Origin of the sequence: Clostridium sp. UBA5712, from assembly GCF_002419845.1 — a bacterium.
In the GTDB taxonomy this organism is placed as follows: Bacteria; Bacillota; Clostridia; order Clostridiales; family Clostridiaceae; genus Clostridium_J; species Clostridium_J sulfidigenes.
Genome location: NZ_DIGW01000011.1, coordinates 333,470 through 355,832 on the forward strand (window position 1 = coordinate 333,470; position 22,363 = coordinate 355,832).

At 31.6% G+C, this 22,363-nt stretch carries 17 protein-coding genes; all 17 read right to left on the reverse strand.

What is annotated here, in order from left to right:
* Positions 1-22: 22 nt before the first annotated feature.
* A complete protein-coding gene (locus B3B03_RS07870) occupies positions 23-1,948 on the reverse strand; it encodes an ABC-F family ATP-binding cassette domain-containing protein (protein ID WP_346876945.1) in 1,926 nt (641 codons plus the stop codon).
* A gap of 240 nt (positions 1,949-2,188) precedes the next feature.
* A complete protein-coding gene (locus tag B3B03_RS07875) occupies positions 2,189-2,731 on the reverse strand; it encodes an ECF transporter S component (RefSeq protein WP_346846577.1) in 543 nt (180 codons plus the stop codon).
* Between the two features lie 107 nt (positions 2,732-2,838).
* Positions 2,839-3,789 carry a xanthine dehydrogenase family protein molybdopterin-binding subunit gene (locus tag B3B03_RS07880; RefSeq protein ID WP_346846576.1) on the reverse strand — a complete coding sequence of 317 codons (951 nt, stop codon included), beginning with the start codon at positions 3,787-3,789 and terminating at the stop codon, positions 2,839-2,841.
* Positions 3,790-3,808: 19 nt separating this feature from the next.
* Positions 3,809-5,056: a xanthine dehydrogenase family protein molybdopterin-binding subunit gene (locus B3B03_RS07885; RefSeq protein WP_346846575.1), complete on the reverse strand. Its 1,248-nt coding sequence runs from the start codon at positions 5,054-5,056 to the stop codon at positions 3,809-3,811.
* A 13-nt stretch (positions 5,057-5,069) separates the two neighbouring features.
* Complete coding sequence (locus tag B3B03_RS07890; RefSeq protein WP_346846574.1) at positions 5,070-5,537, reverse strand: (2Fe-2S)-binding protein; 468 nt, start codon at positions 5,535-5,537, stop codon at positions 5,070-5,072.
* Between the two features lie 33 nt (positions 5,538-5,570).
* On the reverse strand, positions 5,571-6,410 hold the full coding sequence (locus B3B03_RS07895; protein ID WP_346876946.1) for an FAD binding domain-containing protein: 840 nt from the start codon (positions 6,408-6,410) through the stop codon (positions 5,571-5,573).
* A 132-nt stretch (positions 6,411-6,542) separates the two neighbouring features.
* Positions 6,543-7,127: a TetR/AcrR family transcriptional regulator gene (locus tag B3B03_RS07900; protein ID WP_346846572.1), complete on the reverse strand. Its 585-nt coding sequence runs from the start codon at positions 7,125-7,127 to the stop codon at positions 6,543-6,545.
* A gap of 57 nt (positions 7,128-7,184) precedes the next feature.
* On the reverse strand, positions 7,185-8,465 hold the full coding sequence (guaD, locus tag B3B03_RS07905; RefSeq protein ID WP_346846571.1) for a guanine deaminase: 1,281 nt from the start codon (positions 8,463-8,465) through the stop codon (positions 7,185-7,187).
* A gap of 74 nt (positions 8,466-8,539) precedes the next feature.
* Entirely contained in the window at positions 8,540-11,179 is a 2,640-nt protein-coding gene (gene xdh, locus B3B03_RS07910) for a selenium-dependent xanthine dehydrogenase (protein ID WP_346876947.1), read from the reverse strand.
* Between the two features lie 153 nt (positions 11,180-11,332).
* Positions 11,333-12,811 carry a pyridoxal-phosphate dependent enzyme gene (locus tag B3B03_RS07915; RefSeq protein ID WP_346876948.1) on the reverse strand — a complete coding sequence of 493 codons (1,479 nt, stop codon included), beginning with the start codon at positions 12,809-12,811 and terminating at the stop codon, positions 11,333-11,335.
* A gap of 43 nt (positions 12,812-12,854) precedes the next feature.
* Positions 12,855-14,093, reverse strand: coding sequence for a threonine synthase (gene thrC / locus B3B03_RS07920; RefSeq protein WP_346846568.1), 1,239 nt, complete (start codon positions 14,091-14,093; stop codon positions 12,855-12,857).
* A 77-nt stretch (positions 14,094-14,170) separates the two neighbouring features.
* Positions 14,171-15,433, reverse strand: a complete 1,263-nt coding sequence (locus tag B3B03_RS07925) for a YgeY family selenium metabolism-linked hydrolase (RefSeq protein WP_346876949.1) — start codon at positions 15,431-15,433, stop codon at positions 14,171-14,173.
* Between the two features lie 195 nt (positions 15,434-15,628).
* On the reverse strand, positions 15,629-16,450 hold the full coding sequence (gene yqeB, locus B3B03_RS07930) for a selenium-dependent molybdenum cofactor biosynthesis protein YqeB (RefSeq protein WP_346846566.1): 822 nt from the start codon (positions 16,448-16,450) through the stop codon (positions 15,629-15,631).
* A 16-nt stretch (positions 16,451-16,466) separates the two neighbouring features.
* The gene (gene mocA / locus B3B03_RS07935) at positions 16,467-17,048 is read right to left on the reverse strand and encodes a molybdenum cofactor cytidylyltransferase (RefSeq protein WP_346876950.1); all 582 of its coding nucleotides are present in this window, start codon (positions 17,046-17,048) and stop codon (positions 16,467-16,469) included.
* Between the two features lie 12 nt (positions 17,049-17,060).
* Entirely contained in the window at positions 17,061-17,885 is an 825-nt protein-coding gene (yqeC, locus tag B3B03_RS07940) for a selenium cofactor biosynthesis protein YqeC (RefSeq protein ID WP_346846564.1), read from the reverse strand.
* A 16-nt stretch (positions 17,886-17,901) separates the two neighbouring features.
* Complete coding sequence (gene ssnA / locus B3B03_RS07945; RefSeq protein ID WP_346846563.1) at positions 17,902-19,230, reverse strand: putative aminohydrolase SsnA; 1,329 nt, start codon at positions 19,228-19,230, stop codon at positions 17,902-17,904.
* A gap of 47 nt (positions 19,231-19,277) precedes the next feature.
* On the reverse strand, positions 19,278-22,310 hold the full coding sequence (gene ygfK, locus B3B03_RS07950; RefSeq protein ID WP_346876951.1) for a putative selenate reductase subunit YgfK: 3,033 nt from the start codon (positions 22,308-22,310) through the stop codon (positions 19,278-19,280).
* Positions 22,311-22,363: the final 53 nt, after the last annotated feature.

The following is a 22,363-nucleotide window of genomic DNA, read 5'->3' on the forward strand; positions in this document are numbered from 1 at the left end:
TATCCATGATTAAACCTAGTACTTACTTATTTTGTTTCTGGGTTTCCATCTCTTCAAAAATTTCATTTAGATATTCCCATCTTTCTAATAAAAAATTCAATTCATCTTTTAATCTATTTTGATCTTCCATTAACTGTTGTAACTTTACAAAATCACTTCCACACTGGTTTATCTCTGTCTCTACTGTGGCAATATCTTCCTCTTTTTTTTCAATTTCATCATCTATGGTATCAAATTCTTTTTGCTCTTTAAATGTAAATTTTAATTTAGTTGGCTTTTCTTTACGATTTTTATTTTCATCATATTTCTTTTCTTTGTTAGTACTTGATGTAGCAACTTCTTCTTCAGCCTTTATATCCCTATACTCTTTATAATCACTATAATTTCCTACAAGCTCTAAAATCTTTCCTTGTCCTTCAAAGCTAAAAATCCTATTGGCAATTCTATCTAGGAAGTATCTATCGTGGGATATGGCTATTACCGTACCATTAAATCTATCCAAATAGTCTTCCAGAATTGTTAAAGTCTGAATATCTAAGTCATTGGTTGGCTCATCTAAAAATAATACATTAGGTGATTCCATTAGTATTCTTAAAAGATATAATCTTCTCTTCTCTCCACCAGACAATTTAGATATAAAACTATGCTGCATGGTTCCATCAAATAAAAAGTTCTCTAACATTTGAGAAGCAGTAATTTTACTTCCATCATTTGTAGTTATATACTCAGCTATTTCTTTAATATACTCGATAACTCTCATAGTTCCATCTAATTCTATATTTTCTTGGGTAAAATATCCTATCTTAACAGTTTCACCTTGTGTAACTTCTCCCTTATCAGGGCTTAATCTTCCACTTATAATATTCAATAAAGTAGATTTACCCATACCATTATTCCCTATAACTCCTACTCTCTCTTCCTTAGTAAAGATATGACTAAAATCCTTTATAATTACCTTGTCTCCAAAGTCCTTGCTTATATTATCAAGCTCTAATATCTTCTTTCCTAACCTTGAACCAGCTGTATTTAATTCCATTCTATCTTCATCTATCTTATAGGATGTTTCTTTTAACTCTTCAAACCTATCAATCCTTGCCTTTTGCTTAGTAGATCTCGCCTTAGCTCCTCTTTTTATCCACGCTAACTCTTTTCTGTAAAGATTTTGTCTTTTACTCTCAAGCGCTTCAAAAAGCTGCATTCTCTCTGCTTTTTTCTCTAAAAATACAGAATAATTTCCTTGATAAGAATAAAGTTCTCCCCTATCTAGTTCAAAGATCCTATTAGTAATTCTATCTAAGAAGTATCTATCGTGGGTTATCATTATAACCCCACCTTTTCTTTTTTGTAATAGCTCCTCCATATAATCAATTATTTCATTATCCATGTGGTTAGTAGGTTCATCCAATATTAAAAGATCACAAGGAGTTATTAGCACATTACAAAGCCCTACTCTCTTTCTTTGCCCTCCAGAAAGCTTTCCCATTTTAGCATCAAAATCCGTTATACCTAACTTTGTTAGTAATGCTTTTGCCTCACTTTCTATTTGCCAACCTCCTAATGCGTCAATTTTACTAGTAAGCTTAAATAACTGTTGTTGCAGCTTTGAATTATCACTATTGGTTTTTAGTTCTTCTAATACATGTTCATACTCTCTTAGTACTTCCATTATTTCCCCGGCACCATTAAAAACATGATCCATAATCCTATCCTCTGGATTAAACTCAATATGTTGAGGTAAATAAGATATGTTCAGTCCATTCATCTTTGTAATTGTACCAGAATCCTCTTGTTCTATTCCTGCAATTATTTTTAATAATGTAGACTTTCCAGCTCCATTTACACCAATTATTCCAACTTTATCTTCTGATGTTATGGTTAGTTTAACATCTGTTAATAATGGTTTTTCACTATAACTCTTATATATATTTTCAAGTGTTATTAAATTCATATGTATCATCCTCTATTCTTAGCTATGTTTAATTATTTATTTTTTATAATATCTTCTATTTATAAAACCTTTCCTATGGACATTATACCTAATCGAGAAAGAAATAAAAACCTTTAGATACTATTATTATCTAAAGGTTTTTACTTAATATTTAATATTTATAGGGACTTTATACTATATTTCTAATCAAATTTATCCTAAAAAATATAACTTTCATAAAATAAAACTATAAGAAATGTGTTATACTGCTACATCTTCAGGCTCTTCTTTCTTTTTTTCACCTATAGTAGATAAATTAATTCCTAATCCTTTTTGTATTATTCTAATAATTGGAAGAGAAATTAAACCATCTATAACGTGATGAATTATAGTTCCTATTCCTGTTACAACAATTGATAAAACTATATTGCCTGTAAATATAAGTACTACTAATCCTTCAAAAATTCCATGTATTGGTGCTGTAAAAGCTACAACTTTACCATAAGACATTTTTTTCACAATCATTTTAGCTCCAATGTATCCTACTACTATATGAGATGATGCTCTCATTGCTACAATTGGATCTCCTATAGCAAATAAAAAACCTACCACTGAACCAATTCCAACTACTGCAGCCTCAAAAGGTCCTAAGAACATAGCAATAAACATAGGTACGTGTGATGCCAAAGTTGCAGAGAATGGTGGTATATATACCTTAAGAAAAGGCCCAAATATTACTGGTATTATAATAGACATAGCTATTAATAATGAACTAATTACCATCTTTTTTAGATTTGTTTTCATTTTTATCCTCCTACCTGTACTGTATATACATTAGTATATATCATAAAGTTACAGTTGTAAATAGAAAGTATCCATTATAAAAAAACAATGGATACTTTCTATTTAAATCAGTTATAAATTTGACCTTTTTTTTCTTTTAACGCTAATAATAACTTATCACATATTACAGGTATGCTATACATTCTAACTCCTACTGCATCATATATGGCATTTAATATAGCTGGAGCTGTAGGTATCATTACAGGCTCTCCAATTCCTTTAGCTCCATAAGGACCTGATTCCTCAAATTCCTCCACAAAATAAGTATCTATATGTGGTACATCTTTACTGGTTGGTATTATATAATTTGAAAAATTTCTATTTTTTATAGAACCGTTTTCTATTTCTATTTCTTCCATAAGTGCATAACCTATTCCCATGGCAACTCCGCCTTGTGCCTGACCTTCTGCGGAAGCTGGATTTATTATTTTTCCTGCGTCATTTACAGCTATAACTTCAATTATGTCAACCTTGCCAGTTTCATCATCTACTTCAATAGTAACTTTTTGTGCTCCAAAGGTATAAGGCCAATAAGGATTACCTTCACCAGTTTCCATATCAATTTGTGAAGTTTCTGCTTTAAAATAACCTTCTGTCTTTATCGGAATTCCCTTTTCTTTCATTTGCTTATAAAGGAGCTTTATTTCTTCTTTATGAATACAGTTATCGTTTGATCTACTTAAACCTTTATTTAAATTACTTCTAAGTTTTTTACAAGCATCATATACAGCATTTCCTGTATTGTAAGTTTGTCTACTTGCTGCTGCAGTACCACTATCTTTTACAAAGCTAGTGTTATCATACATTACTTTAATTAGATTTTTATCTGTATTTAGTGTTTCTGTAGCAATTTGCCACATCACACTTATACCACCAGAACCTACATCTGAAACTTCCACATATACTACAATTTCACCATCTTCCCTAAGTTCTGCCGTTGCTCTTGATTCATCAGGAAACCCATTTCCATACCCAGTACCATAAAATATAGTAGCATACCCTACACCACGGTTCTTCATATCAATTTCACACCTTCTTTTAAATTTCTACTCCATCAAGGTCTGCAAGCTTTTCTATACATTTTTTAAGACCTACACTTGATTTTAACACTTGACCTGTAGCAGTTTTATCTCCTACTTTAAAAGCATTTATATATCTAAATTTTAGTGGGTGAATCCCAATCTTTTCAGCTAACATATCCATCTGACTTTCTGTAGCAATAGGACATTGTGTTGCTCCAAATCCTCTCATTGCCCCACTATATGGATTATTGGTATATACAGCCATGGCTCTTATATCTACATTTTGTATATTATATGGACCGGTAGCATGTACTGCGGCCTTTCTTAATACATTTATCCCCCATGAAGCATATGCACCAGTATCTCCATAGATTCTAGCTTTTAACGCACAAAGTTTACCATCTTCTCTCACCCCTGTTTTTAAAAAAATTTTCATAGGGTGTCTTTTACTATGGGATATAGTAGATTCTTCTCTATCATAAACTACCTTAACTGGTTTTTCAGTCAAATAAGCTGCAATTGCCGCGTGACATTGTGGATTAATATCTTCTCTACCTCCAAAGGCTCCACCAATAGTCATATTTCTAATTCTAACCTTTTCTTCCTCAATATTTAAGCACCTAGCTACCTCTTCTCTATCATAATGTGGATATTGAGTTGCAACATATACTTCTACCACTCCCTCTTCATCAACTCTGCTTACAGATGCCTCAGGCTGTAGAAAAGCATGTTCTACCATAGGAGTATTATACCAGTTCTCTACTATATATTTAGCTTCCTCAAATCCATCATCAATATTCCCTTTTTTTATCTTTAAATCATAAAGTAAATTACTTACTTCACCTAAAATTGGAGCATCTTCTTTTAAAGCATCCTCAATATTAAAAATACCCTTAAACTCTTCATACTCTATTTTCACATTATTTAAAGCGTCTTTTAAAGCTTCCTTATTTTTAGCAACTATTATAATTATGGGATCCCCTACTCTTTTAATTATATCTTTTACAAGAGTAGGAATATCCTTAAATACAACACCATGACTTATAGCTCCTGGTATCATAGTATAATCTATGACCATTTCCACATCTTCCATGGATCTTATTTCTTCCATATTTATATTTTTAACTTTTCCATAGGGAATTGTACTTCTTTTTACTCCAGCATATAACATACCTTCAAATTCTAAATCGTCAGGATAAATCGATTTACCTAGTACTTTATTGTATACATCTGGCCTTATAAGTCCTCTTCCAACAGACTCCATTGCAACCTCTCCTCTAATTATTTTTCAACTTGCTTTGAGCTAAAATTATGCCTTGAACTATTTTGTCATAACCTGTACACCTGCAAAGGTTTCCTGAAATACTTTCCCTTATTTCCTCTTCAGTTGCATCTATGTTTTTATCTAGTATAGCTTTAGCACTTAGTATCATTCCTGGAGTACAATATCCGCATTGAACTGCTCCTACCTCCATAAAAGCTTCTTGAATGGGATGTATTCCGTTATTACTAATACCTTCTATAGTAATTATTTCGCAACCATCTAAAGTTGCAGCTAGTAAAAGGCAAGAATTCACGATTTTACCATCTAGAATAACAGTGCAAGCACCACACTCTCCTTCTCCACACCCTTCCTTTGTTCCTTTTAGCTTAATTTCGTCCCTTATAAAATCTATTAGTCTCATCATACTATTTATATTTCTTTTATATTCAATTCCATTTATTTTTATATTTACTTCTACCACAACATACCTCTTTTCTATAATTCAAAATTATATCTACTGCTGTAAAGCGTTATCTAAGGCTCTTTTAAATACACCTTTAATTGCCTCCCTTTTAAAAGGCATAGTTTTCCTACCCTCAATGCTTTTCTCTACAATACTTTCTAAATATTCTAAAGCTTCTTCAGAATATAGCCATTTAATATCTTTTCCCAAAGACCTTTCTTCTAACTCTTTAGCCCTAAAGGGATATCTTCCAACTGCTCCAAGACATATATTTATAGCACAAATCCTATCTTTTTTTATTTCTAAATTTACAGCAGCACTTACTCTTGAAATGGCTAAAGAATTTCTTTTACCTAACTTGTAATAGCCACTTATGTTTTGTGTTTTAGGTATAATAATATGAGTTAATATTTCATTTTCTTTTAATCTCTCTTCTTTATAATTTTCAAAATATTCTTCGCAACTTACTCTTCTTATTGCTTCTTCTGATTCTATAAGTAATACTCCTCCTAAACTAATTATACAAGGTATTATATCAGCTGCTGATCCTCCATTAGCAATGTTACCTCCAACAGTGGCTACATTTCTAATTTGTGGTGATCCCATAGACATACTACAATTTAAAAGTAAATTACAGTAATCCTTTATAATATTATTTTCAATTAAATCACTAAAAGTCACCATAGCACCAATATATATTTCATCCTTATCATCTACTATTTTTTTCAAATCTGAAATTTTTTCTAAGGAAACTATGGATTCACACTTTACTTTATTTCTTTTAAAGTCTAGAACTAAGTCTGTTCCCCCAGCTAACAGTTTAAGATTAGAATGATCTTTCATATATTCTTTAACTTCTTCTATAGTTTTAGGACTGTAAATTTTCAACACTTTTACGCTATACCCCCATTCATATATATTTATTCAATTTATTCATTTTATTCAAATTTATTACATATAATTTTTAAAAAAATCTTCTATATTAAATATATAGAAGACTTATTTTACTGTAATGACATTATTTTATTTTGTTTTGTTGCATGCCGTTAATATCATCTCTTCTGCAACTTGAAAATAATCATCTAAATCAAATTTCCCTTCGTCGATTAAGTACTGTAATGAAGCCCCTAACATTAAGGATACCATTACAAAAGGAATATTTCTCATAGTTTTATCATCAATTCCTTCTTGTTCTTCTTTAGAAAAAGTCTCTTCTATACTCTTTCTCCAGATATTAAAGGTATTTTGAAATATAATCCTTATCTCTTCATTTACAGTTCCTTGAACCCAATAATCAATTTGGGCATATTCCATCTTTTTATTTATTAAAATATCATCTTTTTTCTGTTCAAAGAACCCTTGAATATTTTCAGTAACAGTTTTAGCTTCAGTATCTATATAGTTCTTACGACCCTTAGAAAACTCCTCTTGTATGCTATTAAGTAATGCTACCATAATATCATTCTTAGTAGAGAAGTGATAGTGTAGGTTAGCTTGGCTCATATTAGCCTCCTTAGCAATTATATGCATACGAGTTCCACTAATTTTTTCCTTAGATACTACTTCAAGTGCCGCTTTAAGTATCCTCTTATCCACATCTTTTTCCATGATTAACCTTCTTTCTCACTTAACCCTAATTTCATCTAAAAGTATATAGTTTTTAATTTACATATATGGCTCATCTATAACTTTTCCAGCCACATACCTTTTAATGATATTTTTAGGATTTCCTGTGTAAATAAATTTTTGTAATCTTTCTTGTATTGATAGTTTTTTGAAACTTTTTAATGAACTATCATCTATAATTAATGCATCAAATTCGTAATCTTTTTCAAAACTACCAACCTTTCCAAAGAAACTTCCACTTCCCTTAGTTGCTAAATAAAACAATTCAGCTGTATTTAGTGGTGCTTCTTTTTTTCCACTTTCAAGCCATTTAATGTTTGATGCTTGTGCACTGTCTACTATTACGTTGCACATAGACAAGCTATGTCCTCCTGATATGTCAGAAGCAAGTCCAATTGGTATTCCTTCAGTTATAAATTTTCTAATTGGAGCTATACCACTTGCTAAATTGGAGTTTGAATTTGGACTATGAGCTACAAACACTTTATTCTGCCTAAGCATTTCTATTTCTTCATCTTCAAGTAATACGCAGTGAGCCATAATTGTTGGTTGGTTACCAAGAAGCCCTGCATCTTTATAAATACTGGCATAATTTTTATACTCTGGATGCAAGGATTTTACAAATTCTATTTCATCTTTATTTTCACTTAAGTGTGACTGTACTGGTATTTTATATTTTTCAGCTAAGTCACCTAATCCTCTTAATAATTTCGTAGTACAAGTTGGGACAAATCTAGGAGTTATAATTGGTTTTACGCGTTCATACTTATCCCCATATGCATTTATAAAGTTTTCCGTATCTTCAATAGATTTCACTGAATCTTCTCTTAAAAATTCCGGACAATTTCTATCCATATTTACCTTTCCTACATAAGCACCGAGACCTGAATGGTTTAAGATATCCATTAAGAGCTTTGTTGAATCTAGATGTACTGTGGCAAATATACAACTTCTAGTAGTTCCATTTTTCCAAAGTTCTCTTGCTAAACTAGTGTATACATCTTTTGCATAGGTTGTATCCCAATACTTTTCTTCCTCTGGAAAAGTATATGTCTCTAACCATGGCATTAATTCCTTGTCTAATCCTAACCCTAAATTAGGAAATTGAGGTCCATGAAGGTGCAAATCAACAAAACCAGGAATAATTAATTTATCTCCATAATCTGTTACTAATGCGTTTTTAAGTTCTTCTGGTAATACTTCATATACTCCCTTTATTATCTTATTCACTAGTACCACATACCCATTTTCGATTATTTCATATTCTCCAAAGTTTTTGGTAAAAATAATGTTTCCTTTTATTGCTTTAATCTGGCTCATCACATTCCTCCTTAATTAAATTATCATATTCAAACTATAATTTAATCTTTCTACCTAGTGAACTCTTTTTCTTCTTATTTCTTATAAAATGTATCTTCTAGAGGTAAATTAGTTCGGAATTTATGATCTAGCATATAGTAAGCTCCTTGAATTGCCGGCGCTGTTGGGATAGATGTTATTTCTCCTATCCCTTTTGCCCCATAGGCTAAATCACTAGTATTCTTTTCTATTATTATAGGTAATATCTTAGGAACTGCTGGAGCTCTAAATAAACCTAAAGTTCCAAATTTAGCTATAGGTATGCAATTATTAAGTGGATAATCCTCTGTTAAAGCATATCCTAAACTCATAACAACTCCCCCCTCAATTTGTCCTTCCACGTTTATAGGATTGATTGCTCTTCCTACATCATGAGCAGCAACTATCTCTTTAAGTTTACCATTTTTATCAAGTATTGCAAGCTGTGTTGCATACCCATAGGCTACATGACTAACAGGATTTTCCTTTGGAGAATTTATCGGGTCTGTTATTCCCCTGTATTCTCCATAAAATTCTCTATCATTTAAAAAATTCAGAACCTTATCTGTATTATTTAAGAGCCATTTTCTAATGATACTACGATCTATGCAACTTTCTTTTGCATAGTTTATTAATTTTTCTTCACTATATTGCTTCATCACTTCTTCCATAAACTTCATCGTGGCAATCCTAACAGCCTCTCCTGTAAACAATGTCTGTCTTGAAGCTGTAGTTGTTCCTGAATTAGGTGAATCAAAGGTATCAGGAAAACCTATTGCAACTTTATTGGGTGATAATCCAGTAATTTCACAAATTATCTGTGTCATTATAGTACCTATGCCTTGCCCTATACAAGCTGCACTAGTTCTCACATTAATAACTCCATCTTTTATGACTAGGTTACACCTACCTATATCAGGAAGTCCAACTCCTATTCCACTATTTTTCATACAGCAAGCAATTCCTACAATTTCATTGTCATAATATTTATCTTTTACAGCTAGTAACGTTTCTTTAATTGCTGTACCTGAATCAGCTATCTGACCATTAGGAAGTATATCTCCTGGTTCTACAGCATTTCTATATCTAATTTCCCAGCTTGATATACCAACCTTTTCAGCTAAAAGATTTAAATTACACTCCCCTGCAAATACAGATTGAGTTACCCCAAATCCTCTAAAAGCTCCTGCAGGTGGATTATTAGTATAAACTGCTGTGCCAGTGATATCAACATTATCACATCTGTATGGCCCTGCAGCATGGGTACATGCCCTTTGTAATACTGGTCCTCCTAAAGATGCATATGCTCCAGTATCGGCAACTATATTAGCTATAAAAGCTGTTAATTTTCCTTCTTCATCACATGCTGTAGTTACTTCAATTTCCATAGCATGTCTTTTGGGGTGAATTATTATGCTTTCTTTCCTACTTAAAGTAATCTTCACAGGCATTTTTATAATATATGCTAGTAAAGCTGCATGATGTTGAACACTCATATCCTCTTTTCCACCAAAGCCACCTCCAACATATTTGCTAATACACCTTATTTTTTTCTTAGGCAGCCCTAATAGTTCTGATATTTCTCTTTGCTCATCATAAATTCCTTGGGAGCCAGTATAAACTAGCACTCCATCTCCATCCGGCATTGCCAAAGCACTTTCCGGCTCCAAAAAAGCATGCTCTGTGAATGGAGTTGAATAAGAATTAGTAACTATATATTTAGAGTTTTTTAATGCATCCTCAATATTACCTCTTATAACTCTTTCATTTCTATATATATTTCCTTCAGGATGAATTTTTGGAGCATCATATCTCATAGCCACTTCAGGTTTCGTTAGTGGTACAATCTCTTCATATTCTACTTCTATAAGCTGTAAAATTTCCGTTAAAGCCTTTTTTGATTTTGCAGCCACTAGTGCTATAGCATCTCCCACGTATCTAGTTTCTTCTCCCACTGCTATTAAAGCTGGCCAATCCTTTGAAATATGTCCAATATATCTATTCCCAGGTATATCCTTTGCTGTTAATATGGTTATAACATTAGGATGATTTAGAGCTTTATCTATATTAATTTTTTTAACCAGTGCTCTTGGATATTTTGTTCTTAATGCGGAACCATATACAAGCCCATCAACCTTCATATCATCAACATATATAGCAGTTCCCAAAACTTTATCCATAGCATCAATTCTTGTTAACGATTTTCCTATAGAACCGTTTCGTTCTAAATCAAAATTTAGTTTTCCCTGCCGAAAAATTTGTGCTGCTAATTCAATTGCTTCTATTATCTTTACATATCCTGTGCATCTGCATACATTTCCTTTAATAGCAGCTTTTATCTCCTCTTTAGATGGATTTAGATTTCTATTAAATAATCCCTTAGCACTAATCACCATGCCTGGAATACAAAATCCACACTGAACTGCACCAACCTTTGAAAAAGACCATGAAAATACTTGTTTTTCGAATTCTGATAAACCCTCAACAGTTTGTACTTCTTTACCATTAATTTTTCCAAGAGTATTTATGCACGCCCTTCCTTGAACTCCATTTATTAAAACCATACAAGCTCCACAAGCACCTTCTCCACACCCATTTTTAACTGATGTTAAATTTGCTTCTTCCCTTAAGTATTCAAGCAAGTTCATATTTTCTTTAAATGAAATATTTTTTCCGTTTAGCACAAACTCATACATAAATTTCCTCCCAATGATTTACTAATATATAAATTCACCAACATATTATATAGCTGAATAGGACCCATCAAATATAATATAAACTCAGGGTCCTAGCATATTTAAATTATAATGTATGCTTGATTACAAGGATATAAAATTTACTTTTATTTCTTATAAGTTTTTAACTTTTTCATTAAATTTCTCTATTAATTTATCTAATTCTGGTGCCATTTTATGAAGTCTTCCCCAATAATTATCATAGTCATACCATTGAGCATTTAATTCATTTAATTCATATTGCTGTTGTTCTATCCATGTATAATATTTCAAATTATGAATTCTCTTCTTAGCCGCATAAGTTAGTTCTTCCATAGAATCTGTTCTTATACCTATAATACTTCTGTTATAATCAACCATAGCATCCTTTTCTTCATATTCATGCCCTCTATCTTTTCTCATTTCTTCAAGTCTAGACTGATACATTTCTGCTGAGTCTGTAAGAACAGTTAATACCATATCATTTTCGTCAAGCTCATAGTACTTTGCAAATTTTATTGCAGATATTATATTGGCTGCTCCAGAAATACCTACCCAACTAAGTTTTTCTATGACTTCTTCTGATACTCCAATGGATCTTAAATATTGTCGACCAACTGGTTCATTAAATAGTCTAAACATAGTTACGCTATCATCGTCATTTATCGCGATAACCATATCTGTATTTTTTACATTGTGAATCCAAGGTACATGCTTATCTCCTATACCTTCAATTCTATGATCACCAAAACCATTATTTAAAAGTGTTGGACATTGAAGGGCTTCACCAACTGCAAGTTTAGCTCCTGGATATTTATCTTTAATGAAATCTCCGCTTCCTAAGGTACCTGCTGAACCTGAAGTCAAGCAAATACCAGCCACTTTTCCATTATCGCCTTTTTCATGTTCTATTATGGAAACCATGGCATTACCAGTTACTTCATAATGCCAAAGATGATTTCCAAGTTCGCCAAATTGATTAAATATAACAACATTATCTCTAGTTCTTCTGAGTTCCCAAGTCTTATCATAGATCTCTTTGACATTACTTTCACATCCTGGAGTTGCGATTACTTCTCCAGCTATGCTCTTAAGCCAATTAAAACGCTCTTTACTCATATTCTCAGGTAGAATAGCAATTGATTTACACCCTAGTAATGTTGAGTTATAAGCCCCTCCTCGGCAGTAATTTCCAGTTGATGGCCAAACAGCTTCATGAAACTTTGGATCAAATTGCCCTGTTACTAGTCTTGGTACAAGACAAGCATAACTTGCTCCAACTTTATGAGCTCCTATAGGAAAAAACTTTCCTGACATAGCAAAAATCCTAGCTTTAACTCCTGATATTTCTTGTGGTATTTCTATATAATTGGGTAATGTGTTATATAAACCGCCTTCTTTAATTGGCTGATTATACCAAGATATTCTAAATAAGTTGATTGGATCAATATCCCAAAGGCCAGTTTCGGCAAGTTTATTTTTAATCTCTTGTGGTATTTTATTTGGATCCTTCATTTGAGCAATAGTAGGAATAATTATATTTCTCTCTTTTGCACTCTCTGCTGTTTTTAGAATTTGATCCTCATTAACTTCTAAATCTATTAATTTATGCATTTTATATCCTCCTCAAAATCTTTATAAAGGAATTACTTATAATTCAAGACAAATATTTTAGATATTCAATTAATTTATTCATATCCGGCTTTATTAATTCTGGTTTATTAACTGCCTGTTGAGCTGATTTTATATCCTTAAGTCCACTACCAGAAACTACAATAATCACCGTTTCATCTTCTCTTATTTGGTCTAGTTCAACTAATTTTTTAAGTCCAGCAAAACTAGTTACTCCTGCTGGTTCCCCAAATACTCCAGTCTGCCTTGCTAAGGTTGTTATTGCACTTAAAATTTCTTCATCACTGACATCAATAGCAATCCCATTGCTTTCCTCAAGAGCATTTAAAGCTTTATATCCATTTCTCGGAATTCCTACAGATATACTATCTGCAATAGTTACTGGTGGTATATAACTAAATGCTCTTATTCCATTTCTATAAGCTCTATTAACTGGATTAGCTCCTTCTGCTTGTACTGATACCATTGTTGGAAGCCGATCTATTAAACCTAGTTCATAAAATTCCTTAAACCCTTTCCATACACTAGATATGGAACATCCATCCCCCACAGACATAATTACTTTGTCTGGCACCTTAAAGTTTAATTGCTCGCATATTTCAAAAGCAGCAGTTTTTTTCCCTTCTGCTAAGTAAGGATTTATGGCACAACTTCTGTTATACCAACCAAAATGATTCACAGCTTCTAAACAAAATCCAAATGCTACATCATAATCACCATCTACTAAAATTACATCACTTCCAAATACTAGAAGCTGCGTTAGTTTTGCCTCTGGAATGTTTTTAGGAACAAATATATAGTTTTTTATTCCCATACAAGCTGCAAATCCTGAAAGAGAAGAAGCTGCATTGCCTGTAGATGCTGCACACATAATACCTTTTTTTAGTTCTATTGCTTTGGCCACACCAATAGCTGTAGCTCTATCCTTAAAAGATGCTGTAGGATTCCTACCTTCATCCTTTACATATACATTCTTTATATTTAATAATTTTTCTAATCTATTGGCTTTATAAAGTGGTGTTCCTCCTATTTGTAAAGGTGCCATACCTTCTCTAGATTCCAGAGGAAGAATAGGAATATATCTCCAAACATTCTTATCTTCATTTTCCTTTAGATGTTCCTTAGTTAATTCCTTTTTAACTGAGTCCATATTATAAATTACATCTAGTGTTCCTTCTATGCCACAGTCTGGACAGTGATACATTACTTCTTCTCCAACTTTCTTACCACATTTAGAACATACTAATCCCTTAACTTTTTCCATAATTTCACCTCAGTTTTATTGATTTAACCTTTAAAAATCCTTCTCCTCCGTCGAATGAGTAAGTGCGACTAACCAAATCATAGATTTGAAGTTGTTTTAAATGAAACTCCTTCTACTTCGTCGAACTTACAGTATTCTTTTACGTAGGTAATTGGAATTAAAGCATACATAGCTGCACATTTTACAAGTTCATCTTTCCAGGTTAATTCATTTGGTGCATGAGCTTGATCTTCATGGCCTGGACCAAAGCCAACACAAGGTATACCATACCTTCCCATTATAGATACTGCATTAGTCGAAAATGTCCACTTATCTACTAATGGATCTTCCTTAAACAACCCTTTATAAGAATCTATTAAAGTTTTACAAGCCGGATGTGATTCTTCAAGAACCCAAGTTGGAAAATAGCACTCTGTTGGATAGATAAGTCCTGTATAGGCAGGTCTTTCATAGGTATACATTTCTACTTTAGCCTTAGCCTCTTTTACTGAAGGTAATTCTCTTATTTGATCTAAAGCGTATTCCCAAGTCTCCCCATTAGTAAGTCTTCTGTCTATGGAAACAGTACAACCATCAGCTACTGCACATCTAGAAGGTGAAGAAAAGAATATTTCTGAAACTGTTAAAGTTCCTTTTCCTAAGAATGGATCATCTATTAATCTTTTATTTAACTCTTTTAATTCATTAAGAATAGGACCCATTTTGAATATCGCATTATCTCCTCTTTCTGGTGCTGAACCATGACAACTAATTCCATGAGTTGTCACTTTTATTTCCATTCGCCCTCTGTGCCCTCTATAAATATTAGTTGAAGTTGGTTCAGTTATTACTACAAATTCTGGTTTTATCTTGTCTTCATTTATAATATATTGCCAGCATAATCCATCACAATCTTCTTCCTGTACAGTACCTGTAACTATTAGCGTGTAATCATCTTCTAAATTTAAATCTTTGATTATCTTACCTGCATAAACCATTGAAGCCATTCCACCTTCTTGATCAGAACCACCTCTACCATAAATAACTTCATCATCTTCATAACCCTCATATGGATCATTAGTCCAATTATTTATATCTCCAATTCCAACAGTATCAATATGAGCATCCATAGCAATTACATGTTTGCCATGTCCTATATAACCTAGTATATTTCCCATCTTGTCTATTTCTACTTTGTCAAAACCTACTTTTTCCATTTCCTCTTTGATTCTTAAAACTACTCTCTTTTCATCACAACTTTCACTAGGAATAGCTATCATGTCTCTTAAGAACCTTGTCATATCAGCCTTATAGTTTTTTGCTAACTTCAGTATTTCTTCCTGGCATGTAATTTCTGACATATTTAAATCCCCCTTTAAATATAAATATATTTTATTTTTCAACCATTATTTCAATAATTTGAATACTTACTAACTAATTAATTAGTTAATTCAAATAAAAACCTATATAATTCAATACAATTAACCTGCATTATAATCTAATTTATTGGTATTACTAAATAAGTTTAGTAATACCAATAAACTAGAAAATTTTATTTAGTTTGCTACAGATAAAAAGGGTTTAATAGATTGAAAGTATAATATTCCTTCTAGAACTGATCCACCTATAGTTCTTGACTTATCAGAAATAGTATTGCAATTACTGATCTCATCATGCCTTGGATCTACATCTGCAATTTTTAACCCCTTTGTAACATAAGTGTTATCTCTAATAATGCCTCTTAGCACTCCATCAATTTTAGCTTTTACTTCTAAATCATCTATTAGTGCTATAGTTTCATTAGATTTAACTATATCTCCTATTTGTCTTATATTCTTAATTTTTCCTTCATAAGAACTATAAATTACTCTTTCCTTTGCATAACCACATATAGATCCTGGTACTCCTGTATCCTCTAAAGCATATCCATCAAATATTAATCTTCCCAAACTATGTCCTCTCATTGTCTCTATTACTACATTTACATCTATACCTGCTTTAAATCCAGGACCTAATGCAATGGTTATAGGTGCCATATCTATAGTGGTACCTATATTTTTTTTCGCTAAAATTGCATCAACTACAGCAATAGGCCTAACCGTTTCAATGAGCTTTCCATATCTATCAACAGCTACCGGAATATATCCCATATCCCAAGCTTCTAGTATTTCATCATAGGTTCTAACAAGAACACCCTTCATACCTTCAATTGTTGTTTCACCATCAAATACTGCCTCACTAAAAGATACATTTCTTCTAATACTAGAAGGTATCTCTATCTCAAGTACTAGAACTTTAAATCCACTTCTATGAAGTTTTTGTATAGTACCTGAGGCAATATCGCCTCCACCTCTTACAATTATTCTATTATTTATCACCAAATCGTCCCCTTGCTTAATGATAATTTGATTGTAATAATTCTATATAATCCTTTTCTGTATCAATATCCCAAAGAAAATATTCTTCGTCTACTTCCACAAAAAATATATTATCCTCATGATTTTTTAAAATAGTTTTTCCGCCCAAATCTCCATTAAGTGCTAAAAGCTCATTTCGATACTTCCATGGAAATATTACAGGATTTCCTCTTCTACCTTTATAAATTGGTACAATAAACTTATCTTGATTTTTTTCAAATTTTTCGATAAGTTTATTTATAAGACTCTCATTTAAAAAAGGTTGATCCCCTGTAATAAAAGCATATCCAGATATTTTAGATGCAGCTTTCAACCCAAGTTTTATAGATTGACTTTGTCCCATATATGTCTGGGAGTTTTTAACTACTTTTAAATCTCTAGTCTGAGCTAACTCTGCTATTGTTTCATTGCCAGTTACTACAATTTTATCTTCTAAATTACTTCTACTTACTGCATCTAAAACATATTCTATTAGATATTTACCCTTATACTTTAATAGTAATTTATACCTTCCCATCCTAGTACTACGGCCTGATGCCATAACAATCCCAGTTACCACATTGAATCCCCCTTAAAGCTTTTCTGTAGATTCTTCATATATAACCCTATATGTTTTATTTAATAAACTTCCAATAAGTATTCCGTCTAATAACTTTAATTCTTTATTTTTTACTGTTATATATTCTATTAGATTTTCTAACTTCTTAAAGTCCTCTTCTTCTACCTTATTTATAAATAAAATTCTTCTACCTTTGGAGTTTTTAAATAATCCTTCTTTTTTAAATATTAAAGCTAGCAAATCTTCTTCATTTATACTATCTCCTACACTTTTATTTATAAGTTTTAAAAACTCATCAATCCTATGAATATTTCCATCATGGATTTTTAAATTTAAGGCTTCTCCGCTTAAAACTCCTATTGTTGTACTAGTAAAATTACTTACTACTGGCTCATCTTCCTTCCAAGCTTTTAAAGCTTTTTCTTTTGCTCCATCAGATTCTATTAAAATATAATCATAATTGTTAAGTATATTAGAAATACTTTTATCATCAATTCCAATGACTTTATTTTCTCCATTAACACTAGAACCATAAACATGAATTTCACTATCTGGTTCCTTTGTTTTACTTATATTTCCACAGTATACACATACTATATTTCCATTTAGAATATACTTACTTTCTTCATTAATATAAGCTCCAAAGCTGTCCTTTAGAATTAAACAATTGTATTGATTTCTTTTAGGTAGATATATTTTAGTTGTTGTTGTTATAAGAACTCTTCCTCTTTTTTTCAACTCTTCTGCTAGGATAAACATAAGAGTGGTCTTTCCTCCAGCTCCTACTATAGATATTTTTTCTCCTTTATTAACAGTAAGAACATTTAAAATGTCCACCCTTTTTCACTCCTTTTTAAAACCTCTTCCAAACCTCAGTTGCTAGTTCTCTACTTCTAGCCCTAATTCTTTCCTCATCTAAATTAACCAGTTTTCTATTCATCATTATAATCTTCCCATTTACAATAGTGGTTTCAACATGTCTCCCACTTATTCCAAATAGAATGTGACTATCTATATTATCTTTATATATAGGTGTTGGAGAATTATAGTCAACAATTATAACGTCAGCTAATGCACCTTCTTTTATAATTCCTATGGAATTATCTATAAATCTTTCAGTTATAACTCTATTTCCTTTGAAAAGCATTTGTGGTAATTCTACCCAAGCTACTGTTGAGTCTTTAGCTTCATGCCTTTGAATAGTACTTCCGGTTTTATAAGACTCTAAAATATCAGAGGTGTATCCATCTGTTCCTAACCCCAACAATATTTGTTTTTTAGCCATTTTTAAGATTTGCGATGTTCCCACTGCATTTCCCATATTAGATTGAGGATTATTAACTACTATGGAATTCTTTTCTTTCAGCATATCCATTTCCTCATCAGTTATGTGTACACAATGAATAGCCATAGTTTTATCAGAAAGAACACCTCTTTTATACCATCTTTCAATTACGCCTACACCATACTTTTCCATAGAATCTTGTACATCTTCAATTCCTTCAGCACAGTGTACATGGAATCCTGTATTTAAACCCTCTATGGCTGTTAGGCATCTCTCTACAGTATTTTCACTAATAGTCATGGATGCATGAAGTCCAAATAATCCTTTTATCATATCATTCTTTTCCCTATTACAATACTTTATAAATTCAATATTTTCTTCAATACTTTGTTTTATTACGTTCTCCCCATCTCTATCAGAAGTTTCATAACTCAGGTTACTTCTAATACCTACTTCCTTAGCTGCATCTGCAATAGTAAATAAACTCCCCCTTAAACCATCTGGACTGGAATGATGATCAAAGGAAGTTGTTACACCATTCTTAATTTGATCTATCATTGGAACTATTGCACTATAATATACATCCTCTAGAGTTAACTTTTTGTCTAATCTCCACCATAATCCCTTCAATATATCTAAAAAACATTTTGCTGGAGGACTATCATTAGCAATTCCTCTAGCAAAGGTACTGTAATAATGCATATGTGTATTTATAAAACCCGGCATTATTAATTTCCCTCTTGCATCAATGAATTTATAGTCTAGATATTTTTCTTTTAAATTTTTTGTAATTCCTACTTCTACAATTTTATCTTTTTCTATAACTATACATCCATCATCTATAATTGTGTTTAAATCATCTCTGGTTACAACTATCCCATTACCTACTAGTAGCATTCACACTCCCCCTATAGATTAAATATTATAACCGTATTTATATACCTCTAGATTATATATTCATACCTGTTTACACAAGTTTTAATAATAGATTTCATTTCCTTGGAGATTGATTCTGAGTTATTTTCTTCAATACACCAATTATAAATTTCACCTTTTTCATCCCTAACTTTAAAAATACCTTTAATAGAATCTATTACACAGAAACCTGAATTGCTACTGTTTTCAAAATCTTCCTCACTCCAAAATATAGTAATTTTATCTTTGTAAGGATTACCTTTATATGGACAAAATACTCTACAATTTCCGCATTCATTACACATACCATGTAAATGTATAATTTGATGACCTACTATAGGACCTTCTTTAATATGGATAAACGCATTTGCTCTATTAGGACAAACATCTACGCATATTTCACAAATATTATTGCATTTAAGACATCTTATAGCCTCTTCCTTAGAAGGTATTGATTCAAGTAGTACACCTTTTCTTTCATAAGATTTCTTAAGTTCATATCCACAAGTATTTTCCTCAGCCCTAATGAGATCACAAGGCATATTTTCTTTTTTTAAAATGTCCCTAGTTATAATTTTCCCATGAGACAATGCTTCTACTATAGTACCTGGACCACTTTTAGCATCTCCGGCTATATATACGTTAGATATATTAGTTTCACATTTACTGTTTACTTCAGGAAGTTCTTTAGAATTTATATCTATACCAAGACTTTTAAATAATTTTGAATCTATTTTTTCTCCAACAGCTGCTATAACTGTAGTTGCATTTATACTTTCATATTTTCCTAAGGAAATTGGACTTTTTCTACCTGATTTATCTTGTTCTCCTAAAATCATTCTTTCACAAACAAGAATATTATCTTCTAACGCTACAGGGGATAATAACTCTTTAAATTCAATACCTTCTTCAATAGCTAATTTAATTTCTTCTCTACTAGCAGGCATTAAATCTTTAGTTCTCCTATATATAATAGTTACCTTTTCAACTCCATTAACTCTTTTGGCAGCACGAGATACATCCATGGCTACGTCCCCTCCACCAATAACACATACATGGGTTCCTAGTTTTATATCCTCACTGTTTTCTTTAAAATCCTCTAAGAATTCAATAGCATTTAAGACTTTATCAGTACCTCTTTTAAGTGAAATACTTGCTGGCTTCCAAGCTCCAGTTGCTAGGACAACATAATGAAAATTTTTTCTTAGAACATTTAGATCAACCTGTTCAGCTACATTAAAATTTATCTTAACTCCATGGCTTTTTACCATTTTAAAATCCTGTTCTAAAGCTAAATTATTTATTCTAAAACTTGGAATTACATAATTTATAATCCCATATGGTTTATCTCTTTTTTCAAATACTTCTACACTAATACCATTTCTTCTAAGGTACATCGCTGTAGATAAACCTGCTACCCCAGCTCCTATGATAGCTACCTTTTTATGACTTTTAATTGCGCATGGCTTTATATTCTTTATATATAATTCTTCAGCATTATCCACAGCTATTTTTTTCATTCTTCTAATTTCTAAGGAACTATCATAATCTAGTCTAGTACATTTATTTTGACAGTTATGATTACATAAAGTTCCTGTTATAGCTGGGGCTGCATTATCTCTAACTATTACTTGAAAAGCTTCATCATATTTTCCTTCTCCCACAAGCTCTATATACTTTGGAATCTGTTGTTCAATTGGACAGCCTTCACTACAAGGTGCAATTGTACAATCATATATTGGTAAGTCCTTATATAGTTTTCTACTTTTAACTACCCTTGCTTTCTTAAGGTGATGCTTATCATCAATTGATTCCTTTGCTAATATTTTTAGCAATTGCATGTCAATTGTTGACTTTCTATTAGAAATAAGTGGTTCTACCTTTTCAGCTATCTGTTTAACTCTTTCATAACCACCTGGTTTTAATATTGTAGTAGCAAAAGTTATTGGACATATTCCTGTTTTAAATATCTTATCTACATTAAAGAATTCAGCTCCACCAGAATATGAAATATATAATTTCCCTTCAAATTCCTCTGAAAGATTACTTGCCAAATTAATAGCTAAAGGATATAAAGATCTACCTGACATGTACATCTCTTCTCCTGGTAGTTCTTCATTTAATATCCTTACTGGAAGAGTATTTGTAAGTTTTACTCCAATCTCCATACTTTCCATTTCAGCTACGGCTTTTAATTTTTTTATCATTTTTATTCCATCATTGTATTGCAGATCATTTTTAAAATGATGTGAATTTAGTTTTATATATTCATAACCCATTTTATTAAGAATTTTTCTTACAAATGCTTCACCAAGCAATGTAGGATTCATCTTTACAAAGGTATGAAGATGTTTTTCTTTTAATAAATAAATAGCAATTCTTTCTATTTCTTGTGGAGGACATCCATGTAGAGTTGATAGGGTAATTGAATTGCACACCCTTGAAGGAATTTTATATAAATCTTCAATTGAAAATCTATAAAATTTTTCTATATTATTCTCCAACACTTGAATAGATTCCTTCCATATTTTTGTATTTTGTGAATTTTTCAAATTTTCTATGTAGGAATCTATTTTATCTGATTTTATTCCATCAAAATCATATCCTACACTCATGTTAAAAACAAAGTCTCTGTCTACACTTAAGTTAAGTTCCTTCATTAAAACATGTAATATAATCCAAGCTTTCACATATTCCTCAAAAGCTTCTTCTACAGTTAGTTCTGTAGACCACTCTACGTTATAGCATTCATCCTCAGCATTAATACACGGCTTTAACACTGGAAGATCTTCTCCATCAATAATCTGGACTGTCTTTAACTCAATAAATCTACTACCAGTAAGATATGCTGCTATAATATTTTGAGCTAATTGTGAACTAGGACCTGCTGCTGGTCCAATTGGTAGGCCTAACTTCTCTCCTAAAAAAGAGATAGTGTTATTAGGGATTCCATAGTAAAACTTATCTTTATGAATTCCAAAAATACTATCTTTAGTTTTTAGTTCAGTAAAAATCCAGTTAATGAGTTTTTCAAAACTTATTGGGCGTATTTTGTCACTCATATTTACTCCCCCCTATAATTCATAAGTTACTTAAAAGCATTATATACCCTTAA

Coding starts and splice junctions, on each gene's coding strand:
- B3B03_RS07870 (WP_346876945.1), bottom strand. CDS start 1,948: ATGAATTTAATAACACTTGAAAATATATATAAGAGTTATAGTGAAAAA.
- B3B03_RS07875 (WP_346846577.1), bottom strand. CDS start 2,731: ATGAAAACAAATCTAAAAAAGATGGTAATTAGTTCATTATTAATAGCT.
- B3B03_RS07880 (WP_346846576.1), bottom strand. CDS start 3,789: ATGAAGAACCGTGGTGTAGGGTATGCTACTATATTTTATGGTACTGGG.
- B3B03_RS07885 (WP_346846575.1), bottom strand. CDS start 5,056: ATGGAGTCTGTTGGAAGAGGACTTATAAGGCCAGATGTATACAATAAA.
- B3B03_RS07900 (WP_346846572.1), bottom strand. CDS start 7,127: ATGGAAAAAGATGTGGATAAGAGGATACTTAAAGCGGCACTTGAAGTA.
- guaD (WP_346846571.1), bottom strand. CDS start 8,465: ATGAGCCAGATTAAAGCAATAAAAGGAAACATTATTTTTACCAAAAAC.
- xdh (WP_346876947.1), bottom strand. CDS start 11,179: ATGTATGAGTTTGTGCTAAACGGAAAAAATATTTCATTTAAAGAAAAT.
- B3B03_RS07915 (WP_346876948.1), bottom strand. CDS start 12,811: ATGCATAAATTAATAGATTTAGAAGTTAATGAGGATCAAATTCTAAAA.
- thrC (WP_346846568.1), bottom strand. CDS start 14,093: ATGGAAAAAGTTAAGGGATTAGTATGTTCTAAATGTGGTAAGAAAGTT.
- B3B03_RS07925 (WP_346876949.1), bottom strand. CDS start 15,433: ATGTCAGAAATTACATGCCAGGAAGAAATACTGAAGTTAGCAAAAAAC.
- ssnA (WP_346846563.1), bottom strand. CDS start 19,230: ATGCTACTAGTAGGTAATGGGATAGTTGTAACCAGAGATGATTTAAAC.
- ygfK (WP_346876951.1), bottom strand. CDS start 22,310: ATGAGTGACAAAATACGCCCAATAAGTTTTGAAAAACTCATTAACTGG.